A 16,289-nucleotide genomic window follows, 5' to 3' on the forward strand; every position below is an offset into this window, starting at 1 on the left:
CTCCCGCTCAGCTGGTCCCGGGATTCGAGTAGCAGCACAAGCAGCCAGCAGCAAACCCGCCGAGAGGTTCCCCATGGCAGGCGAGACCGTCATCACGGTGGTCGGCAATCTTGTCGACGACCCCGAGCTGCGCTTCACCCCCTCCGGTGCGGCCGTCGCGAAGTTCCGTGTCGCGTCCACTCCCCGCACCTTCGACCGCCAGACGAACGAGTGGAAGGACGGCGAGAGCCTCTTCCTGACCTGCTCGGTCTGGCGTCAGGCGGCTGAGAACGTCGCCGAGTCGCTCCAGCGAGGCATGCGCGTCATCGTGCAGGGCCGGCTGAAGCAGCGGTCCTACGAGGACCGCGAGGGCGTCAAGCGCACGGTCTACGAGCTGGACGTCGAGGAAGTCGGCGCCAGCCTGCGCAACGCCACGGCCAAGGTCACCAAGACCACCGGCCGCGGTGGCCAGGGCGGCTACGGCGGCGGCAGCGGTGGCGGTGGCGGCCAGGGTGGCGGCGGCTGGGGCGGCGGCCCCGGTGGCGGCCAGCAGGGCGGCGGCGCTCCCGCTGACGACCCGTGGGCCACCGGCGCTCCCGCCGGTGGCAACCAGGGCGGTGGCGGCGGCTGGGGTGGAAACTCCGGCGGCGGCCAGCAGGGCGGCGGCTACTCGGACGAGCCCCCCTTCTAGGGCGGGTTCGCACCCAAACTTCTTGATCACACAGGAGAATCACCATGGCGAAGCCGCCTGTGCGCAAGCCGAAGAAGAAGGTCTGCGCATTCTGCAAGGACAAGGTCACGTACGTGGACTACAAGGACACGAACATGCTGCGGAAGTTCATTTCCGACCGCGGCAAGATCCGTGCCCGCCGCGTGACCGGCAACTGCACGCAGCACCAGCGTGACGTCGCCACGGCCGTCAAGAACAGCCGTGAGATGGCGCTGCTGCCCTACACCTCCACCGCGCGATAAGGGAAGGGTGACCGACACATGAAGATCATCCTCACCCACGAGGTCTCCGGCCTCGGCGCCGCGGGCGAAGTCGTCGACGTCAAGGACGGTTACGCTCGCAACTACCTGATCCCGCGGAAGTTCGCTATCCGCTGGACCAAGGGCGGCGAGAAGGACGTCGAGCAGATCCGTCGTGCTCGCAAGATCCACGAGATCCAGACCATCGAGCAGGCCAATCAGGTGAAGGCCCAGCTCGAGGGCGTCAAGGTCCGCCTGGCCGTCCGTGCCGGCGACGCCGGTCGCCTCTTCGGTTCCGTCACCCCGGCCGACATCGCCTCGGCGATCAAGGCTGCCGGTGGCCCCGAGGTCGACAAGCGCCGCATCGAGGTCGGTTCGCCGATCAAGTCGCTGGGCGCTCACCAGACGTCCGTGCGTCTGCACCCCGAGGTTGACGCCAAGGTCAGCATCGAGGTCGTCGCGGCCTGAGTGCCGCGCTCGCTGATGCAGTGAGCGATGGGGCCGCACCCTTCGGGGTGCGGCCCCATCGTCGTATCCGGACGCGTCTCGTCGTATCCGGATGCGGCTCGTGGCATCGGGATGCGGCGCGTGGCATCGGGATACGCCGTATCTGGTTTCACGTGAAACACCGTGTTTCACGTGAAACAGTCCATCGGCCGAGGCCGTTCGTCAGCGGGTCGCGCCCGTCACGATCCAGCGGCCTGAGCGGCTCCGGAGCCACAGGGTCAGCATCCGCATGGTCATCATCAGCGTCATGGTGGCCCAGAGGGCGGTGAGTCCACCGCCCAACACCGGAACCAGCAGGGCGACCGGGGTGAAGACCGCCAGGGTGAGCACCATCGCCCAGGCGAGGTAGGGACCGTCGCCGGCGCCCATCAGGACTCCGTCCAGGACGAAGACGATGCCGGAGATCGGCTGCGAGAGGGCGACGATGACCAGGGCGGGCAGGGCCGCGTCCTTGACCGCCGAGTCACTGGTGAACAGGGGCAGGAACGCCGGTCGGGTGAGGATGACCAGGACACCGAGGACGACCCCGACGGCGATACCCCACTCCACCATGCGACGACATGCGGCGCGGGCGCCCTGTGTGTCACCTGCTCCGAGGTAGCGCCCGATGATGGCCTGCCCTGCGATGGCGATGGCGTCGAGAGCGAAGGCGAGGAGATTCCACAGGGAGAGGATGATCTGGTGAGCGGCGATGTCGGCATCCCCGAGTCGGGCGGCGACCGCCGTGGCGATCATCAGGATCGCCCGCAGGGAGAGGGTGCGAACCAGCAGGGGCACACCGGCCTGAGCGGAGGCCCTGATCCCGGCGGCGTCCGGGCGCAGGGAGGCCCCATGCTTCCGCGCTCCACGCAGAACCACCGCGAGGTAGACCGCGGCCATGCCGCACTGGGCGATGACGGTGCCCCAGGCGGAGCCGGCGATCCCCAGGCCTGCTCCGTAGACGAGGCCCGCGTTGAGCGCGCCGTTGGTCACGAAACCGATGATGGCGACGTAGAGCGGGGTCTTGGTGTCCTGCAGGCCGCGCAGGATGCCTGTCGCGGCGAGGACGACGAGCATGGCCGGTATGCCGAGCATGGAGATGCGCAGATATGTGATCGCATAGGGGGCTGCCGCGTCCGAGGTGCCGAAGAGGTCCACGAGGTGGGGTGCCGTCGGCAGGGCGACGGCGACGACACCGGCACCGAGGAGCAGAGCCAGCCAAATACCGTCCATGCCCTGACGGATGGCGGCCGGGAGATCACCCGCGCCGACGCGGCGGGCGACCGCCGCTGTTGTGGCGTAGGCGAGGAAGACAAAGATGCTGACGGAGGTCATCAGCAGGGCCGAGGCGACACCGAGACCGGCGAGTTGGGCCGTGCCCAGATGGCCGACGATGGCGGTGTCGGTCATGAGGAAGAGGGGCTCGGCGACGAGGGCGCCGAAGGCCGGCACGGCGAGTGCGACGATCTCTCGGTCGTGCTGTCTCCGGCCGGCTCGAGGGCGCGCAGGGGCCTGTGTCATGTGCACCAATCTAATCGTCCACAGGTAAGAGATGCAAAGCTTTTGTGACCCTTACCATTCGTCCAGAGGTGCGCACTGCTGTGCACCATTCGAAGCGATCTTGGGCCGGTTGGGGAAGTTTTTCTTCTGCACAACCGGTGGACGGCAAAGCCGCAGGTCAGCGCGGTTTCTCTGGAATGGGTGGGTGCTTGTTCACAGGCCTGTCCACCGAGTCGTGCACAGGTTTCGCCGAGTTCTCCACAGCATCTGGGCCGTCGTCCACATGGCCTGTGGATAACCAGATTGGCTGACGGTGCCGACGGGCCTACGGTAGTCCGGCGCCCGCTCCGTCCGTCGGTTGTGAAAACGTCACAAAACCGGCGTCCAGTAACCGGAGTTGGGCCTCTCATTTGTCAGTGCCGTGCCGTAGAAAAGAGAGGCACGGCGAGGTCTGCTGCGGCGGACGGGAGGAGGTGGCTCGGTGAGCATTTCCGAGCCCTTGGACGACCCGTGGGCCGACAGTGGGCCCAGTGATCGTCTGCCCTCCTCCCGCCGGCGTGGTGACGGCGGGCGGGGCCGCGACGAGCAGCACGAGCGCGGCAGGGACAGCGGCGAGTGGGACGGTGGCGGAAGCACGTCGTTCGAACGGGTACCGCCGCAGGACATCGAGGCCGAGCAGTCCGTCCTCGGCGGCATGCTCCTGTCCAAGGACGCCATCGCCGACGTCGTCGAGATCCTCAAGGGTCACGACTTCTACAAGCCGGCCCACGAGACGATCTATCAGGCCGTCCTCGACGTCTATGCCAAGGGCGAGCCGGCCGACCCCATCACCATCGCCGCCGAGCTCACCAAGCGCGGTGAGATCAACAAGGTCGGCGGGGCCTCGTATCTGCACACCCTCGTCCAGACGGTGCCCACGGCGGCGAACGCCGCCTATTACGCGGAGATCGTCCACGAGCGTGCCGTCCTGCGGCGCCTGGTCGAGGCCGGTACGCGCATCACCCAGATGGGATACGCGGCCGACGACGACGTCGACGAGATCGTCAACCGCGCCCAGGCAGAGGTCTATGCGGTCACCGAGCAGCGCACCAGCGAGGACTACCTGCCGCTCGGCGACATCATGGAGGGCGCGCTCGACGAGATCGAGGCGATCGGCTCGCGCAGCGGTGAGATGACCGGCGTGCCCACTGGGTTCACGGACTTCGACTCGCTCACCAACGGCCTGCACCCGGGCCAGATGATCGTCATCGCCGCGCGTCCTGCCATGGGTAAGTCCACGCTCGCGCTGGACTTCGCGCGAGCCTGCTCGATCAAGAACAACCTGCCGAGCGTGATCTTCTCGCTCGAAATGGGGCGCAACGAGATCGCGATGCGTCTGCTGTCAGCCGAAGCCCGGGTCGCCCTGCACCACATGAGGTCCGGCACGATGACGGACGAGGACTGGACGCGTCTGGCCCGTCGGATGCCGGACGTCTCCGCGGCGCCGCTCTACATCGACGACTCCCCGAACCTGTCGATGATGGAGATCCGCGCCAAGTGCCGCCGCCTCAAGCAGCGCAACGACCTCAGACTGGTCGTCATCGACTACCTCCAGCTGATGCAGTCCGGTGGGTCCAAGCGGGCCGAGAGCCGCCAGCAGGAGGTCTCGGACATGTCCCGTAACCTCAAGCTGCTGGCCAAGGAGCTGGAGCTCCCGGTCATCGCGCTCTCCCAGCTGAACCGTGGTCCCGAGCAGCGCACGGACAAGAAGCCGATGGTCTCCGACCTGCGTGAGTCCGGCTCCATCGAGCAGGACGCCGACATGGTCATCCTGCTGCACCGCGAGGACGCCTACGAGAAGGAGTCACCGCGCGCGGGCGAGGCCGACCTGATCGTGGCCAAGCACCGAAACGGCCCGACGGCGACGATCACGGTCGCCTTCCAGGGTCACTACTCACGGTTCGTCGACATGGCGCAGACCTGACCTGAACGCGGTCCTGCGATCGCGACGCCAGCCCGGAATGTGCTCGACGCGGCGAGGCCGGGACGGGTGGACTGGGGCCCATGACGACATCTCAGGGAGAGCTGCTTCCCGGCACGCGTCGCGCACTGCTGCACCGGATCGCCGTGGCCCAGGCCGAAGGACGGGCGCCGTCGCTCGTCGCGGCCGTCGTGCGGGACGGGAAACCGGTGTGGACAGGCGCGCGGACCTCGGTGGAGGGACATGCGCCGGACGAGAACGTGCAGTACCGGATCGGCTCGATCACCAAGACCTTCACGGCGGTTCTCGTCCTGCGGCTGCGCGACGAGGGCGCGCTGGACCTCGGGGATCCGCTGGAGAAGCATCTGCCGGGCACCGGTGTGGGGGAGGCGACCGTCGCCGAACTGCTCGCGCACGCTGGAGGGCTGGCGGCCGAGACGCCGGGGCCGTGGTGGGAGCGGAGCCCCGGATCGCTGCGGCCCGAACTCGCCGACGTGCTGGGCGAACGGCCCCTGCTGTCTCCGCCCGGCCGCCGGTTCCACTACTCGAACCCGGGCTACGCGCTGCTCGGCGCGCTCATCGAGAAGCTGCGCGGCGCCTCCTGGGAGGAAGTCCTTCGGCGCGAAGTGCTCGAACCCCTGGAGTTGCACCGCACGAGTGTGCGGCCTCAGGCGCCCCATGCGGGTGGCTGGGCGGTGCATCCCTGGGCCGACGTGATGCTCCCGGAGCCCACCGAGGACCTGGGGCGCATGGCCCCGGCAGGTCAACTGTGGTCGACCACGGGTGACTTGGCGCGCTTCGCGGCCTTCCTGGTCAACGGTGACGAGCGGGTGCTGAGCGCCGAGTCGCTGGCGGATATGAGGACACCGGCAGCGCCCCACGACCCGGCGGACGTGGCGAGCGGTTACGCCTACTGCCTGGGGATGGAGATCCGGCGGCGGAACGGGCGGTCCCTCGTCGGGCACACGGGTTCGCTGCCCGGCTTCCTCGCGTGCCTCATGATCGGTGTCGAGGAGGACGTGGCGGCGGTCGTCCTGGCCAACTGCACCTCGGGCCCGCTGCTGTTCTCCGTTGTCGCCGACCTGGTCCGTATCGTCGCCGAGGCGGAACCACGCATCCCCTCCCCGTGGAAGCCGCTGAGCGATGTCGACCCGTCGATGCTGGAACTGACGGGCCAGTGGTACTGGGGGACGCACGCCTTCGCGCTGCGGCTGACGGCCGACGGGCTTGTCTCGCTGGGGCCGCTGTCCGGCAGCGGCCGCCGCTCGCGGTTCCGCCCGAACGGCGACGGCACATGGACAGGGCTGGAGGGCTACTACGCCGGCGAGCTCCTGAAGGCCGTACGGCGGCCGGACGGATCCGTGAGCCATCTGGACCTCGGGTCGTTCGTGTTCACGCGTCAGCCGTACGACGAGGGGGCTCCTGTGCCGGGTGGGGTCGACTCGGAGGGGTGGCGCGGGATCGGGTAGGCAGCGACGACAAGGGGGCTCTGTTTCACGTGAAACAGAGCCCCCCGAGCGTGCCGGTCACAGCGGGAGCTTGAAGCCCGTGTGGGAGGCCGTGAAGCCGAGTCGCTCGTAGAAGCGGTGGGCGTCGGTGCGCGATGTGTCGGAGGTCAGCTGGACCAACTGGCAGCCCGAGTCCCGGGATTCGCTGATCGCCCACTCGATGAGCTGTGTTCCCAGGCCGCTGCCGCGCTCATCGGCGTGGATGCGCACGCCCTCGATGATCGACCTGGTCGCACCGCGCCGGGACAGCCCGGGAATGATCGTGAGCTGTAGCGTGCCGACGACCCGGCCCTCCCGGACCGCCACGACCACACGCTGGTTCAGGTCGGCGTTGAGCCGCTCCAGCGCGGTCAGGTACGGGGCGAGGTCGTCCGGTGACTCGCGCTGTGCGCCCAGGGGGTCGTCCGCGAGCATTTCGACGATCGCCGGAACATCGTCGGCCACGGCGGCACGTATCTCAAGATCTCCCATGGACGCACCCTACGCAGAGATGACCGGCGCAGAAGTATCCTAAGCGGGCACCGGGGCCTTCAACGTCTCGACAACCCGGACCAGTGGGGCCAGCTCGGGGTTCTTCGCCGCCTCGTCCAGAGCCTCACGCAGGGCGGCGTCACTGGTCGGCCGCGCCGTTTCCAGCAACTCCAGGCCCTCCTCGGTGACGTTCGTGTAGATGCCCCGGCGGTCGGTGGGGCACAGATAGCGCTCCAGGAGCCCGCGGTCCTCAAGGCGGGTGACCAGACGGGTGGTGGCGCTCTGGCTGAGCACGACCGCGTCGGCGACCTGCTTCATCTGCAGATGGCCTCCGTCCCCGTCGTGCTGCCGGCTGAGCACGTCAAGCAGGGAGTACTCCCGCGCGCTCAGGTCGTGCTTGGCCTGAAGGGCGCGCTCGATGTGGCCCTCGATCCTCCCGTGCAGGAGGGAAAGGGCGCACCAGCCCTGGGCGAGCGCGGTGAGCGCGGGATCCGTCGCTGTCATTGGCGTTTCCTCCGTCCCGGAGCGGCTGACACCCAGGATAGAGCAGCATCGCGATTGACGGCGTTTGCCTATAGCCCGCGTGTGCAATTATTGTCGGCGCACGCAAAGCGCTCCTGCAATCTTCTGGGAAGGTAACCCCTCCATGCCTCTCGCGCTTCTGGCCCTCGCGATCGGGGCCTTCGGGATCGGAACGACAGAATTCGTGATCATGGGCTTGCTGCCCCAGGTCGCGGGCGACTACGGGGTCTCGATCCCCACCGCCGGATATCTGGTGACCGGCTACGCGCTCGGTGTCATGTTCGGCGCCCCGCTGATGACCGTTCTCGGCACCAAGGTCTCCCGCAAGCGGATGCTGATGGCGCTGATGGGCCTGTTCATCGTCGGCAACCTGCTCTCGGCGCTCGCCCCTGCCTTCTCCGTCATGCTGATCGGCCGGATCGTCGCCTCGCTGGCCCATGGCGCGTTCTTCGGTATCGGCTCGGTCGTCGCGGCCGAACTGGTGGCCCCGGACAAGAAGGCCGGAGCCATTTCGATGATGTTCACCGGCCTGACCGTCGCCAACGTCGTCGGCGTCCCGCTGGGCACGCTCGTCGGACAGTCCGTCGGCTGGCGCGTGACCTTCGCCATCGTCGCCGCCCTCGGCGTCGTCGGTCTGGCCGGCATCGCCCGGCTCGTCCCCGACATGCCCAAGCCGGAGGGCGTGCGCCTGCGGCACGAGCTGGCCGCCTTCAAGAACGTGCAGGTGCTGCTCGCGATGGCGATGACCGTCCTCGGCTTCGGCGGTGTCTTCGCGGCCATCACCTACATCGCGCCGATGATGACCCACGTCACCGGCTTCGCCGACGGTTCCGTCACCTGGCTGCTGGTCCTTTTCGGCCTCGGCATGGTCGGCGGCAACCTCCTCGGCGGCAAGTTCGCCGACCGCGCCCTGATGCCCATGCTGTACGTCTCCCTGGGCGCCCTGGCCGTAGTCCTGGCGCTGTTCACCCTCACCGCGCACGACAAGCTGCTGTCGGCCGTCACGATCGCGCTGATCGGCGCCCTGGGCTTCGCCACCGTCCCGCCGCTCCAGAAGCGGGTCCTCGACCAGGCGCACGGCGCACCGACCCTGGCGTCCGCCGTGAACATCGGCGCCTTCAACCTCGGCAACGCCCTCTCCGCATGGCTCGGCGGCCTCGTGATCGCGGCGGGCTTCGGCTACACCGCACCCAACTGGGTCGGTGCCGCCCTGGCCGCGGGCGCCCTGCTCCTGGCCTTCCTCTCGGCCGCTCTGGAGCGCCATGCCGGTGCCCCCAGCACCGTCGTCACGCGAGCCGCGCCGGCCGAGCAGCGGACCGCCGTCCACCACTGAGCGACCGGGCCTGCCACCAGCGCCCGCAAGGCCTACACGGCTCTCCAGCTGAACGCGCCCACCGCCGACCTCGTCGAGGCCGTGCAGCCCGGCGGCCCCTTCCACACGCTGCCGACCGCGCTCGACCGGCCGCTGCTGTTCATCGCGGGCGGCGTGCCGGTGCACCGCGAAGGTCGCCTGATCGGCGCGATCGGCGTCGGCGGTGGTGCCCCGGAGCAGGACCACACCTTCGGCACGACCGCCGTGGAGGCCCTCGCCTGACCCGGCCCCGCAACGCGCCGGTTCCCCGATCCCCGGGGAGCCGGCGTCGCTGTATCCGGCGTCCTCAGCCCGCGTATCCGGGGCCCTCAGCCCGCCGCGACCGTGACCGGTGCGAACCGGCGGGTCCAGTCTCCGGGCAGCTCGGTGATCCCGTACGACATCACCGAGTTGAAGGCGATGGGTGCCAGGCCGCGCTCCTTCGCCCAGGTGAGGAGCTCTTCGTGCCGCACGTCGATATCGGTGCGCAGAGGGCGGTCGGTGTGGGCCGCGAGGGAGGCGATGAGCGCCTTGGCGACCGCCGTGTCGCGAGCGATGAGCGGGCCGACGACGTGAGTGTCCATGTTGGGCCAGGCAGCCGCGTACCCGATGATCCGCCCGTCCTGCTCGGCCACGCGCAACTGGTCGGCGAAGGCGGGCAGTCGCGTGACGATGTGCGTGCGGTCGGTCCCGAACGCCTGCTCGTCGAGCCGGAGGATGGCGGCGAGGTCCTCGGCGGTCGCGGCACGGGTGGCGACCTTGGGATCCGGTCCGCCGGGAGTGAAGTGCCCGCACACCATCTCCGCCCGCCCGGCGACCTTGAAGCCGAGTTCCTCGTAGAGGGGGCGGCCGTTCGGTGTCGCGTGCAGGGTGAGGGGCGTGGGGCCCATCGCTGAGACGATATGGCGCATCAGCCGGCGGCCCACGCCCTGTCGCGCATGCCGTTCGGCGACCAGGACCATGCCGATCGCCGCGAGGGCGGGGTGCTCGTGCGGCCCGTACTCGGTGACGACGCAGGCGCTCACGAGGCCGCCGTCGGGGTCATCGACGCCGTAGCCCTTCCCGGCTGTGAGGAGGAAGCCCCACTTGTGCTCCTCCCGTGGCCACCCCCGGTCCTGAGACAAGTCGGCGCAGGCGTCGAGATCGCGGAGCGTCAGACGGCGGATGGGCAGAGAGGCAAGGGAAGGAGTCGGCACGCAGGTCAGGCTGTCCGACAGGGGCCCCTGACGTCCACCTCTTTCCCCGGACCCATACGAGCTTTTGGCCAGTTGTAGCCGTCTGCACAGAGAGCGGTCAGACGCCAGACGTTTCACGTGAAACACGGGCGCGATGTCCAGTAGTTGGCGGTACTGATGATTCGCGCGGTGCCCTCATTCGTGACGAGGGAAGGGGGGACTTGTGTGCACGGCGGTGGCCGGTAGGGTCGACTCCGGTTCGCATTCGGGGCGGGTGACCCGTTCCGTGCGGGCCGAGTGCAGGGCAATGCAGCCTAGTGGGACGGAGAGATCGAAGACCCGCGTTTTCGGTTACGCGACTGAGCCGTCCAGACGAGTGGGAAGCTCGGGTGAGAGCACTGCGGGCAATGTCACACTCTTGCCTACTTGTCCGTACGGAGCCGAAATACGGGTTGAATATGGCCGCATTGGCCACGACATGGATGGGAACGCAGACCGTCCACGGGGGAAAGCAGGCACCTTCCTACTAGGGAAGTGCGCAGACCGACCGAAAGATGCTCGAGGCGAGGCACACCATGGACGCTCCGACCACCACGTCGGCCGACAACGGCACTTCCGGCGGCGGAGGCGGTTGGTTCACGCCCCGCAAGAAGCCGACGACGACGCCGGACAGCGAACCCGGTACGCCAGAGGGGCGTCGCCCGGCCGCGATACGCCCCGTGGGCAGGCCCACGGCCGCACCGGAGACCCCGGCCGACGGCACGGCGGTGCCGCCCGCTTCGACGACCGGCAGCGCGAGCACCGGTGGGCCGGAACAGGGGCGTGAGCCCCCGGAAGCGATACCCACGCCCGCCCCCCTGGCCGCACAGCACGCCTCGTCCCCGGCGGCAGCAAGCGTCGGCGCGGCCTCGTCAGCAGGTCCCGTGCCCACAGCGCTCACACCGGCGCCCTTCGCCTCCACCGCTCCCTCCGCAACCGGCCCCGACGAGTTGCGGGTCCCCGCCCAGCGGCACACCCCCGCCTCGGCCCCGGGCCAAGCCGCCTCCGCCCCGGCCAGGGAAGCGTCCCCGGACGCCATCCTCATCCGCCGCGCCATGGCCGAGGTCGCACCTGTGGCCGAGAAGGTCACGTCGTACTTCTACGCCCTGCTCTTCGTCCGCTACCCGGACCTGAGGCCGCTGTTTCCGGCCGCGATGGACACCCAGCGGGACCGGCTGCTCAAGGCGCTGCTCACGGCCGCCGAGCACATCGACAACACCGACGTCCTCGTCGACTACCTGCAGAACCTCGGCCGGGGCCACCGGAAGTACGGAACGCGGGCCGAGCACTACCCGGCCGTCGGCGAATGCCTCATCGGTGCGCTGAGCAAGTACGCCGCCGAGGTCTGGAACGAGGAGATGGAGGCGGCCTGGATCCGGGCGTACACCACCATCTCGCAGGTCATGATCGACGCGGCGGCAACGGATGAACTGCGTGCCCCGGCCTGGTGGTACGCCGAGGTCGTCACGCACGACCTCAGAACTCCGGACGTCGCGGTCATCACCGTCCGCCCCGACCAGCCGTACCCGTTCCTCGCCGGGCAGTACACGAGCGTGGAGACGCCCTGGTGGCCCCGGATCTGGCGGCACTACTCCTTCGCTTCGGCGCCCCGCTCCGACGGCCTGCTGTCGTTCCACGTGAAGGCCGTCCCGGCGGGCTGGGTCTCCAACGCCCTGGTGCACCGCGCCCGACCCGGCGACATCATCCGGCTCGGCCCGCCCGCCGGCGCCATGACCGTCGACCACACCACTGAGAGCGGCCTGCTCTGCGTGGGCGGTGGCACGGGCATAGCGCCCATCAAGGCACTGGTCGAAGACGTCGCCGAGCACGGGGACCGCCGGTCGGTCGAGGTCTTCTACGGGGCCCGCACCGATCACGACCTGTACGACATCGACACCATGCTCCGCCTCCAGCAGAGCCATCCCTGGCTCGCGGTCCGCGCGATCATCGACCAGCAGGCGCACCAGCAGCTGCCGGACGCGATACGCGCCTACGGGCCATGGGACGAGTTCGACGCGTATCTCTCCGGCCCGCCCGGGATGATCCGCAGCGGTGTGGACGCCCTGAGGGACGTCGGCATCCCGTCGGACCGCATACGGCACGACTCCGTGGAGGAACTGGTCGCGGCCGGGTCCTGAACCGCAGTCGGCGTCAGCCCAGGTCGGGGGCGTGCATGGCGCGTACGCCCTCGATGTTGCCGTCCAGGTAGTGCCGCAGAGACAGCGGCACCAGATGGACGGAGGCGATCCCGACGCGGGTGAAGGGCACGCGCACGATCTCGTACTCGCCGACGGGTTCGTCCACCTCGGGGCCATGGCGGAGGGACGGGTCCATGGACTCCAGGTGGCAGACGAAGAAATGCTGCACCTTCACACCGGTCGCGCCGCCGTCCTCTCCGATGTGCTCCATCGTGTCCACGAAGCAGGGCACCACATCGGTGATCTTGGCGCCGAGTTCCTCGTACACCTCTCGGTGCAGGGCGTCGACGACGGTCGAGTCGTCGGGCTCGACCCCGCCGCCGGGAGTGAGCCAGTAGGGATCCATGCCCGGCTTGGTGCGCTTGATCAGGATCAGGTCGTCACCGTCCAGCAGAATGGCACGGGCGGTGCGCTTGACCACGGGTCGGACGGTCATGTGTGAAATGTGGCCCGGCTGGTTCCACGTGAAACATCGCGAAACGTCACCGGCCGAGCCCTCAGAGTGAGGCACGGTCCCGGGCGCCTCAGCACCAGTCGGTCGAGGCGCGCTGCAACCACTCGTGGGCCCGCGCTATATGAGGCATCGCGAGCGTCCCGGTGCGGACCACCAGGAAGTAGGTCCGCAGCGGCGGCACCGCCGGCTCGTGCAGGGCGACGACGTCACCCCGCTCCAGCGCGGCCGCACACAGATAGCGTGGGAGCACCGCCAGGCCCGCCCCCGCGACCGCGCATGCCAGGACCGCGCGCAGGTCGGGAACGATGACCGTGCCCGGGGCGGCGGGGCGCGAGTCGAAGACGGAGGCCCAATAGCGGGAGAGGAAGGGCAGGGACTCGTGCACCTCCACCACGGGCACCTGCTCCAGGGACGGTTCCGGCTTACGGTCCGGCTGCCCTGCGCCTGTCTGTTCGGCCCAGCGTGGGGCGGCGACCAGGACATGCTCCTCGTCGCAGAGCGCAGTCGCCGTGAGCAGGGCGCCCCTCGGCTGGGCCGTGCTGATGGCCAGATCGTGATGCCCGGCGGACAGTCCTTCCAGCGTTTCCTCGGCGTTGCCGAAGGAGGCGCGCAGGGCGAAGCCCTGACCGTCCTCGCCGATCAGCTCCGTGAGCGCGGGCAGGGCTCGTTCGGCGGTGAACTCCGGAGGTCCGGCGAGATGCAGCGTCCGTAAGGAGGAGTCGTCGTCGAGGCCGGTCTCCGTTATCTCCACCAGGGCGTCGAGATGCGGTGCGGCCTTGTGGGCGAGTTCGTCGCCGATGCTCGTCGGGGTCACGCCGCGGGCCTGCCGCAGGAACAGGGGGCGGCCCAGCTGCCGCTCCAGCGTCCGTATCTGCGAGGTGACGGCGGGCTGGGAGAGCCCGAGCAGGGCGGCGGCGCGGGTGAAGGAGCCGGCCCGGTGCACGGTCACGAAGGTCCGCAGCAAGGCCAGATCCACCGCATGCTCTCCCCTCTTCGGCCCCGCTCCTGGCCCTCCGGCCGCGCTCAACTATAAATAAGTCGATAGGTCTCTGTCGCTACTGTGATTGGACACTGACAGAGAGTCAACTAGCCTTGGTCGCGCGGTTCTTGCGCGCGGAACCGGGGGACGGTCCGAGCCATGAGGGGGGAGGCTCGGACCGTCCGTGGGGATGCTCAGGCCGTCGACATGTCCAGTGCGCGCAATACGTCCGCCACCAGGTCCTCCGGGTCCTCGGCGCCGACCGACAAGCGGATGAAGCCCTCCGGGACCGCGTCGCCGCCCCAGCGGCCACGTCGTTCGGCCGTGGACCGTACTCCGCCGAAGCTCGTCGCGTCGTCCACGAGCCGCAGCGCGTCGAGGAAACGGTCGGCGTGCGCACGCGTGGGCAGGGTGAACGACACCACGCAGCCATAGCGCCGCATCTGCTGAGCCGCGATCTTGTGCGCGGAGTCGTCGGGCAGTCCGGGGTAGCGCAGTCCGGTCACCTCAGGACGCTCGCGCAGCGCTTCGGCGACCGCCAGGGCGGTCGTGCTCTGCCGGTCGACGCGCAGCTGCAGCGTCGCGATCGAACGGTGCGCGAGCCAGGCCTCCATGGGCCCGGGAATCGCTCCGACGATCTTGCGCCAGCGGCGTACGGCGGCCATGGCCTCGGCGTCACGGCCGACGACGTAGCCCAGGAGGATGTCGCCGTGCCCCGTGAGCTGCTTGGTGCCGCTGGCCACCGCGAAGTCGGCGCCGAGCTCCAGGGGGCGCTGGCCGAGCGGTGTCGCGAGGGTGTTGTCGACGGCCACCAGGGCACCACGCGCGTGTGCGGCCTCGGCGAGCCGCCTGATGTCGCACACGTCGAGCCCGGGGTTCGACGGCGTCTCGATCCACAGCAGCTTCGCGCCGTCCAGTACGTCGAGCTGGGCGTCGCCGCGGGTCGGCGCGGTGCGCACCTCGATGCCGTACGTCTCCAGCTGGGCGCGCACCAGGGGCAGCGCCTGATAGCCGTCGTCGGGCAGGACACACACATCGCCGGCGCGCAGCTGGGAGAAGAGCACCGCCGAGGTCGCGGCCATGCCCGACGCGAAGACGAGCGTCTCGACATCGTCCCGGCCGGGCGCCTCCAGCTCGCCGACGGCGCGCTCGAGCAGTGTCCAGGTCGGGTTCTCGTCACGGCCGTAGGTGTACGGGCCGGTCGGGTCGCCCGGCAGATGGAAGTGGGCGGCGAACACCGGTCCGGGCAGCGTGGGCTCGTACTTGACCGCCTCGGGCAGCCCGGCCCGTACCGCCCGCGTGCCGTCACCGGCGTCGGCGGCGACCGGGCCCGCGTCGATCGACGCCCGGGCCGTCTCGCCGGTCGGTCCGCCGTGGTCACCCGTCGCGGATTCACTCATGCCACTCGTCCCTCCACGTCCGCCCGCACCGCGGCGAGCAGACCGGCGCTCGCCGCCTTCACCATCTCAAGGCATTCCCCGAAACCGTCCGCGCCCCCGTAGTAGGGGTCCGGTACGTCCAGGTCGTCGCCGGCGGCGGAGTCGTACGAACGGAGGAGCCGCACCTTCCGCGCGTCCTCTTCCGTGGGCGCGAGGCGGCGCAGGGCGCCGAGGTGGCCGGAGTCGAGGGCGACGACCAGGTCGAGGCGGGAGAACCACGACGGCTGGAACTGCCGGGCCGTGTGGCCGGTGGCGTAGCCGTTCTCCTCCAGGACGGCCACCGTACGCGGGTCGGCGCCGTCGCCCTCGTGCCAGCCGCCCGTGCCGGCACTGTCGACCTCGACCAGGCCGTCGAGTCCGGCCTCCGCCACGCGGGCCCGGAAGATGACCTCGGCCATCGGGGAACGGCAGATGTTGCCCGTGCAGACGAAGCAGACTCGGTACGTCATACGCGCTCAGTCTCCGTCCGGCAGGACGACGTTCAGCGCCCAGGAGACGACAGAGATGATCAGGCCGCCCAAGACGGCCGTCCAGAATCCGTCCACCTGGAAGCTCAGGTCGAACTGGTCGGCCAGCCACGAGGTGAGCAGCAGCATCAGCGCGTTGACGACCAGGGTGAACAGGCCGAGCGTCAATATCAGCAGCGGGAGGCTGAGCAGTTTGACGAGCGGCTTGACCAGGAAGTTCACCAGGCCGAAGATCAGCGCGACGATGATCAGGGTGCCGATCTTCTTGCCCGTGCTGTCACCGGTCAGGGTGATCTTGTCGAGCAGCCATACGGCGACCGCCAGGGCACCGGCGTTGGCGATCGTCTTGACTACGAAATTCTTCATGTGTCTGATCGTGGCAGACCTGATCGGGCACGGGCACTAGAGGCAGGGGCGGACTAGGCGATGAAGGCATTCCGGCTGGACGAACTGGAGGCGGAGCGCGCCGCCAACGAGGGCGCCTACCTGCAGTTTCTGCGGGCGCAGAACATGTCGGTCGGTCTGTACGCCCTCGATGCGGGCGAGCAGGATCCACAGAAGCCGCACAATCAGGACGAGGTCTACTTCGTTGTGAGCGGCCGTGCCGCGATCACCGTCGGCCTGGAGACGACCCAGGTGGCACGCGGCAGCGTGGTCTACGTGCCGGCGGGCGTCGCCCACAAGTTCCACCACATCACCGAGGACCTCAGGGTGCTGGTGGTGTTCTCTCCGCCCGAGAGCTGACGGACCGTCTCGGGGTTCCCTAGGGGTTCGGTCAGGGGAGGACAAGGG

General features: G+C 69.3%; 17 protein-coding genes and 1 pseudogene. 9 read left to right on the plus strand and 9 right to left on the minus strand.

The annotated features are described in order from the left end of the window. The first annotated feature begins 73 nt into the window (after positions 1–73). Genes OG542_RS20470 through rplI form a run of 3 tightly spaced genes read left to right on the plus strand, consistent with a single transcriptional unit; the run spans position 74 to position 1,416 of the window. Positions 74–670, plus strand: a complete 597-nt coding sequence (locus tag OG542_RS20470; protein ID WP_184593846.1) for a single-stranded DNA-binding protein — start codon at positions 74–76, stop codon at positions 668–670. Between the two features lie 44 nt (positions 671–714). Beyond that, entirely contained in the window at positions 715–951 is a 237-nt protein-coding gene (gene rpsR, locus OG542_RS20475; RefSeq protein ID WP_003949403.1) for a 30S ribosomal protein S18, read from the plus strand. An 18-nt stretch (positions 952–969) separates the two neighbouring features. Further along, on the plus strand, positions 970–1,416 hold the full coding sequence (rplI, locus tag OG542_RS20480) for a 50S ribosomal protein L9 (RefSeq protein ID WP_193479136.1): 447 nt from the start codon (positions 970–972) through the stop codon (positions 1,414–1,416). 201 nt (positions 1,417–1,617) lie between these two features. On the opposite strand, the gene OG542_RS20485 is transcribed toward rplI, so the two are convergent. Beyond that, positions 1,618–2,955, minus strand: a complete 1,338-nt coding sequence (locus OG542_RS20485) for an MATE family efflux transporter (protein ID WP_328412810.1) — start codon at positions 2,953–2,955, stop codon at positions 1,618–1,620. Between the two features lie 460 nt (positions 2,956–3,415). On the opposite strand from OG542_RS20485, the gene dnaB reads away from it, so the two are divergent. Both dnaB and OG542_RS20495 read left to right on the plus strand, forming a co-directional pair. Further along, complete coding sequence (gene dnaB / locus OG542_RS20490; RefSeq protein ID WP_193479134.1) at positions 3,416–4,897, plus strand: replicative DNA helicase; 1,482 nt, start codon at positions 3,416–3,418, stop codon at positions 4,895–4,897. Positions 4,898–4,977: 80 nt separating this feature from the next. Beyond that, entirely contained in the window at positions 4,978–6,363 is a 1,386-nt protein-coding gene (locus OG542_RS20495; protein ID WP_328412812.1) for a serine hydrolase domain-containing protein, read from the plus strand. A gap of 57 nt (positions 6,364–6,420) precedes the next feature. Here OG542_RS20495 and OG542_RS20500 read toward each other — a convergent pair whose 3' ends face one another. Beyond that, on the minus strand, positions 6,421–6,873 hold the full coding sequence (locus tag OG542_RS20500; protein ID WP_311126620.1) for a GNAT family N-acetyltransferase: 453 nt from the start codon (positions 6,871–6,873) through the stop codon (positions 6,421–6,423). A gap of 39 nt (positions 6,874–6,912) precedes the next feature. After that, a complete protein-coding gene (locus OG542_RS20505) occupies positions 6,913–7,377 on the minus strand; it encodes a MarR family winged helix-turn-helix transcriptional regulator (protein ID WP_311126619.1) in 465 nt (154 codons plus the stop codon). Positions 7,378–7,519: 142 nt separating this feature from the next. On the opposite strand from OG542_RS20505, the gene OG542_RS20510 reads away from it, so the two are divergent. Both OG542_RS20510 and OG542_RS20515 read left to right on the plus strand, forming a co-directional pair. Further along, a complete protein-coding gene (locus tag OG542_RS20510) occupies positions 7,520–8,728 on the plus strand; it encodes an MFS transporter (protein WP_328412816.1) in 1,209 nt (402 codons plus the stop codon). Positions 8,729–8,743: 15 nt separating this feature from the next. Next, a pseudogene (locus tag OG542_RS20515) lies at positions 8,744–8,989 on the plus strand (heme-binding protein); the annotation flags it as partial. A gap of 86 nt (positions 8,990–9,075) precedes the next feature. Here OG542_RS20515 and OG542_RS20520 read toward each other — a convergent pair. Then, entirely contained in the window at positions 9,076–9,942 is an 867-nt protein-coding gene (locus OG542_RS20520; RefSeq protein WP_328412818.1) for a GNAT family N-acetyltransferase, read from the minus strand. Between the two features lie 554 nt (positions 9,943–10,496). Here OG542_RS20520 and OG542_RS20525 point away from each other — a divergent pair. Continuing rightward, positions 10,497–12,098: a globin domain-containing protein gene (locus OG542_RS20525; protein WP_328412820.1), complete on the plus strand. Its 1,602-nt coding sequence runs from the start codon at positions 10,497–10,499 to the stop codon at positions 12,096–12,098. A gap of 13 nt (positions 12,099–12,111) precedes the next feature. Here the strand turns inward: OG542_RS20525 and OG542_RS20530 are convergent, their stop codons facing one another. From OG542_RS20530 to OG542_RS20550, 5 genes are all read right to left on the minus strand, one after another. Next, on the minus strand, positions 12,112–12,594 hold the full coding sequence (locus OG542_RS20530; protein ID WP_184593824.1) for an NUDIX domain-containing protein: 483 nt from the start codon (positions 12,592–12,594) through the stop codon (positions 12,112–12,114). Positions 12,595–12,682: 88 nt separating this feature from the next. Then, positions 12,683–13,588 (minus strand): LysR family transcriptional regulator, encoded by a 906-nt coding sequence (locus OG542_RS20535; protein ID WP_311126615.1) that lies wholly within the window; start codon positions 13,586–13,588, stop codon positions 12,683–12,685. Positions 13,589–13,785: 197 nt separating this feature from the next. Beyond that, on the minus strand, positions 13,786–14,991 hold the full coding sequence (locus tag OG542_RS20540; RefSeq protein WP_328412822.1) for a cystathionine gamma-lyase: 1,206 nt from the start codon (positions 14,989–14,991) through the stop codon (positions 13,786–13,788). Further along, entirely contained in the window at positions 14,988–15,479 is a 492-nt protein-coding gene (locus OG542_RS20545) for a low molecular weight protein-tyrosine-phosphatase (RefSeq protein WP_328412824.1), read from the minus strand. Before OG542_RS20545 ends, OG542_RS20540 begins: the two co-directional genes overlap by 4 nt. 6 nt (positions 15,480–15,485) lie before the next feature. Continuing rightward, positions 15,486–15,863: a phage holin family protein gene (locus tag OG542_RS20550; RefSeq protein WP_189727216.1), complete on the minus strand. Its 378-nt coding sequence runs from the start codon at positions 15,861–15,863 to the stop codon at positions 15,486–15,488. 60 nt (positions 15,864–15,923) lie between these two features. Here OG542_RS20550 and OG542_RS20555 point away from each other — a divergent pair, with 60 nt between their 5' ends. After that, positions 15,924–16,241, plus strand: coding sequence for a cupin domain-containing protein (locus tag OG542_RS20555; protein WP_184593813.1), 318 nt, complete (start codon positions 15,924–15,926; stop codon positions 16,239–16,241). Positions 16,242–16,289: the final 48 nt, after the last annotated feature.

The organism is Streptomyces violaceus, from assembly GCF_036014075.1.
Classification (GTDB): domain Bacteria; phylum Actinomycetota; class Actinomycetes; order Streptomycetales; family Streptomycetaceae; genus Streptomyces; species Streptomyces violaceus.

Bases quoted from the DNA above. Each gene is read 5' to 3' on its own strand.
- OG542_RS20505 (WP_311126619.1), bottom strand. From the start codon at position 7,377: ATGACAGCGACGGATCCCGCGCTCACCGCGCTCGCCCAGGGCTGGTGC.
- OG542_RS20525 (WP_328412820.1), top strand. From the start codon at position 10,497: ATGGACGCTCCGACCACCACGTCGGCCGACAACGGCACTTCCGGCGGC.
- rpsR (WP_003949403.1), top strand. From the start codon at position 715: ATGGCGAAGCCGCCTGTGCGCAAGCCGAAGAAGAAGGTCTGCGCATTC.
- OG542_RS20500 (WP_311126620.1), bottom strand. From the start codon at position 6,873: ATGGGAGATCTTGAGATACGTGCCGCCGTGGCCGACGATGTTCCGGCG.
- rplI (WP_193479136.1), top strand. From the start codon at position 970: ATGAAGATCATCCTCACCCACGAGGTCTCCGGCCTCGGCGCCGCGGGC.
- OG542_RS20545 (WP_328412824.1), bottom strand. From the start codon at position 15,479: ATGACGTACCGAGTCTGCTTCGTCTGCACGGGCAACATCTGCCGTTCC.
- OG542_RS20540 (WP_328412822.1), bottom strand. From the start codon at position 14,991: ATGAGTGAATCCGCGACGGGTGACCACGGCGGACCGACCGGCGAGACG.
- OG542_RS20510 (WP_328412816.1), top strand. From the start codon at position 7,520: ATGCCTCTCGCGCTTCTGGCCCTCGCGATCGGGGCCTTCGGGATCGGA.
- OG542_RS20495 (WP_328412812.1), top strand. From the start codon at position 4,978: ATGACGACATCTCAGGGAGAGCTGCTTCCCGGCACGCGTCGCGCACTG.
- OG542_RS20550 (WP_189727216.1), bottom strand. From the start codon at position 15,863: ATGAAGAATTTCGTAGTCAAGACGATCGCCAACGCCGGTGCCCTGGCG.
- OG542_RS20530 (WP_184593824.1), bottom strand. From the start codon at position 12,594: ATGACCGTCCGACCCGTGGTCAAGCGCACCGCCCGTGCCATTCTGCTG.
- OG542_RS20555 (WP_184593813.1), top strand. From the start codon at position 15,924: ATGAAGGCATTCCGGCTGGACGAACTGGAGGCGGAGCGCGCCGCCAAC.
- OG542_RS20485 (WP_328412810.1), bottom strand. From the start codon at position 2,955: ATGACACAGGCCCCTGCGCGCCCTCGAGCCGGCCGGAGACAGCACGAC.
- OG542_RS20470 (WP_184593846.1), top strand. From the start codon at position 74: ATGGCAGGCGAGACCGTCATCACGGTGGTCGGCAATCTTGTCGACGAC.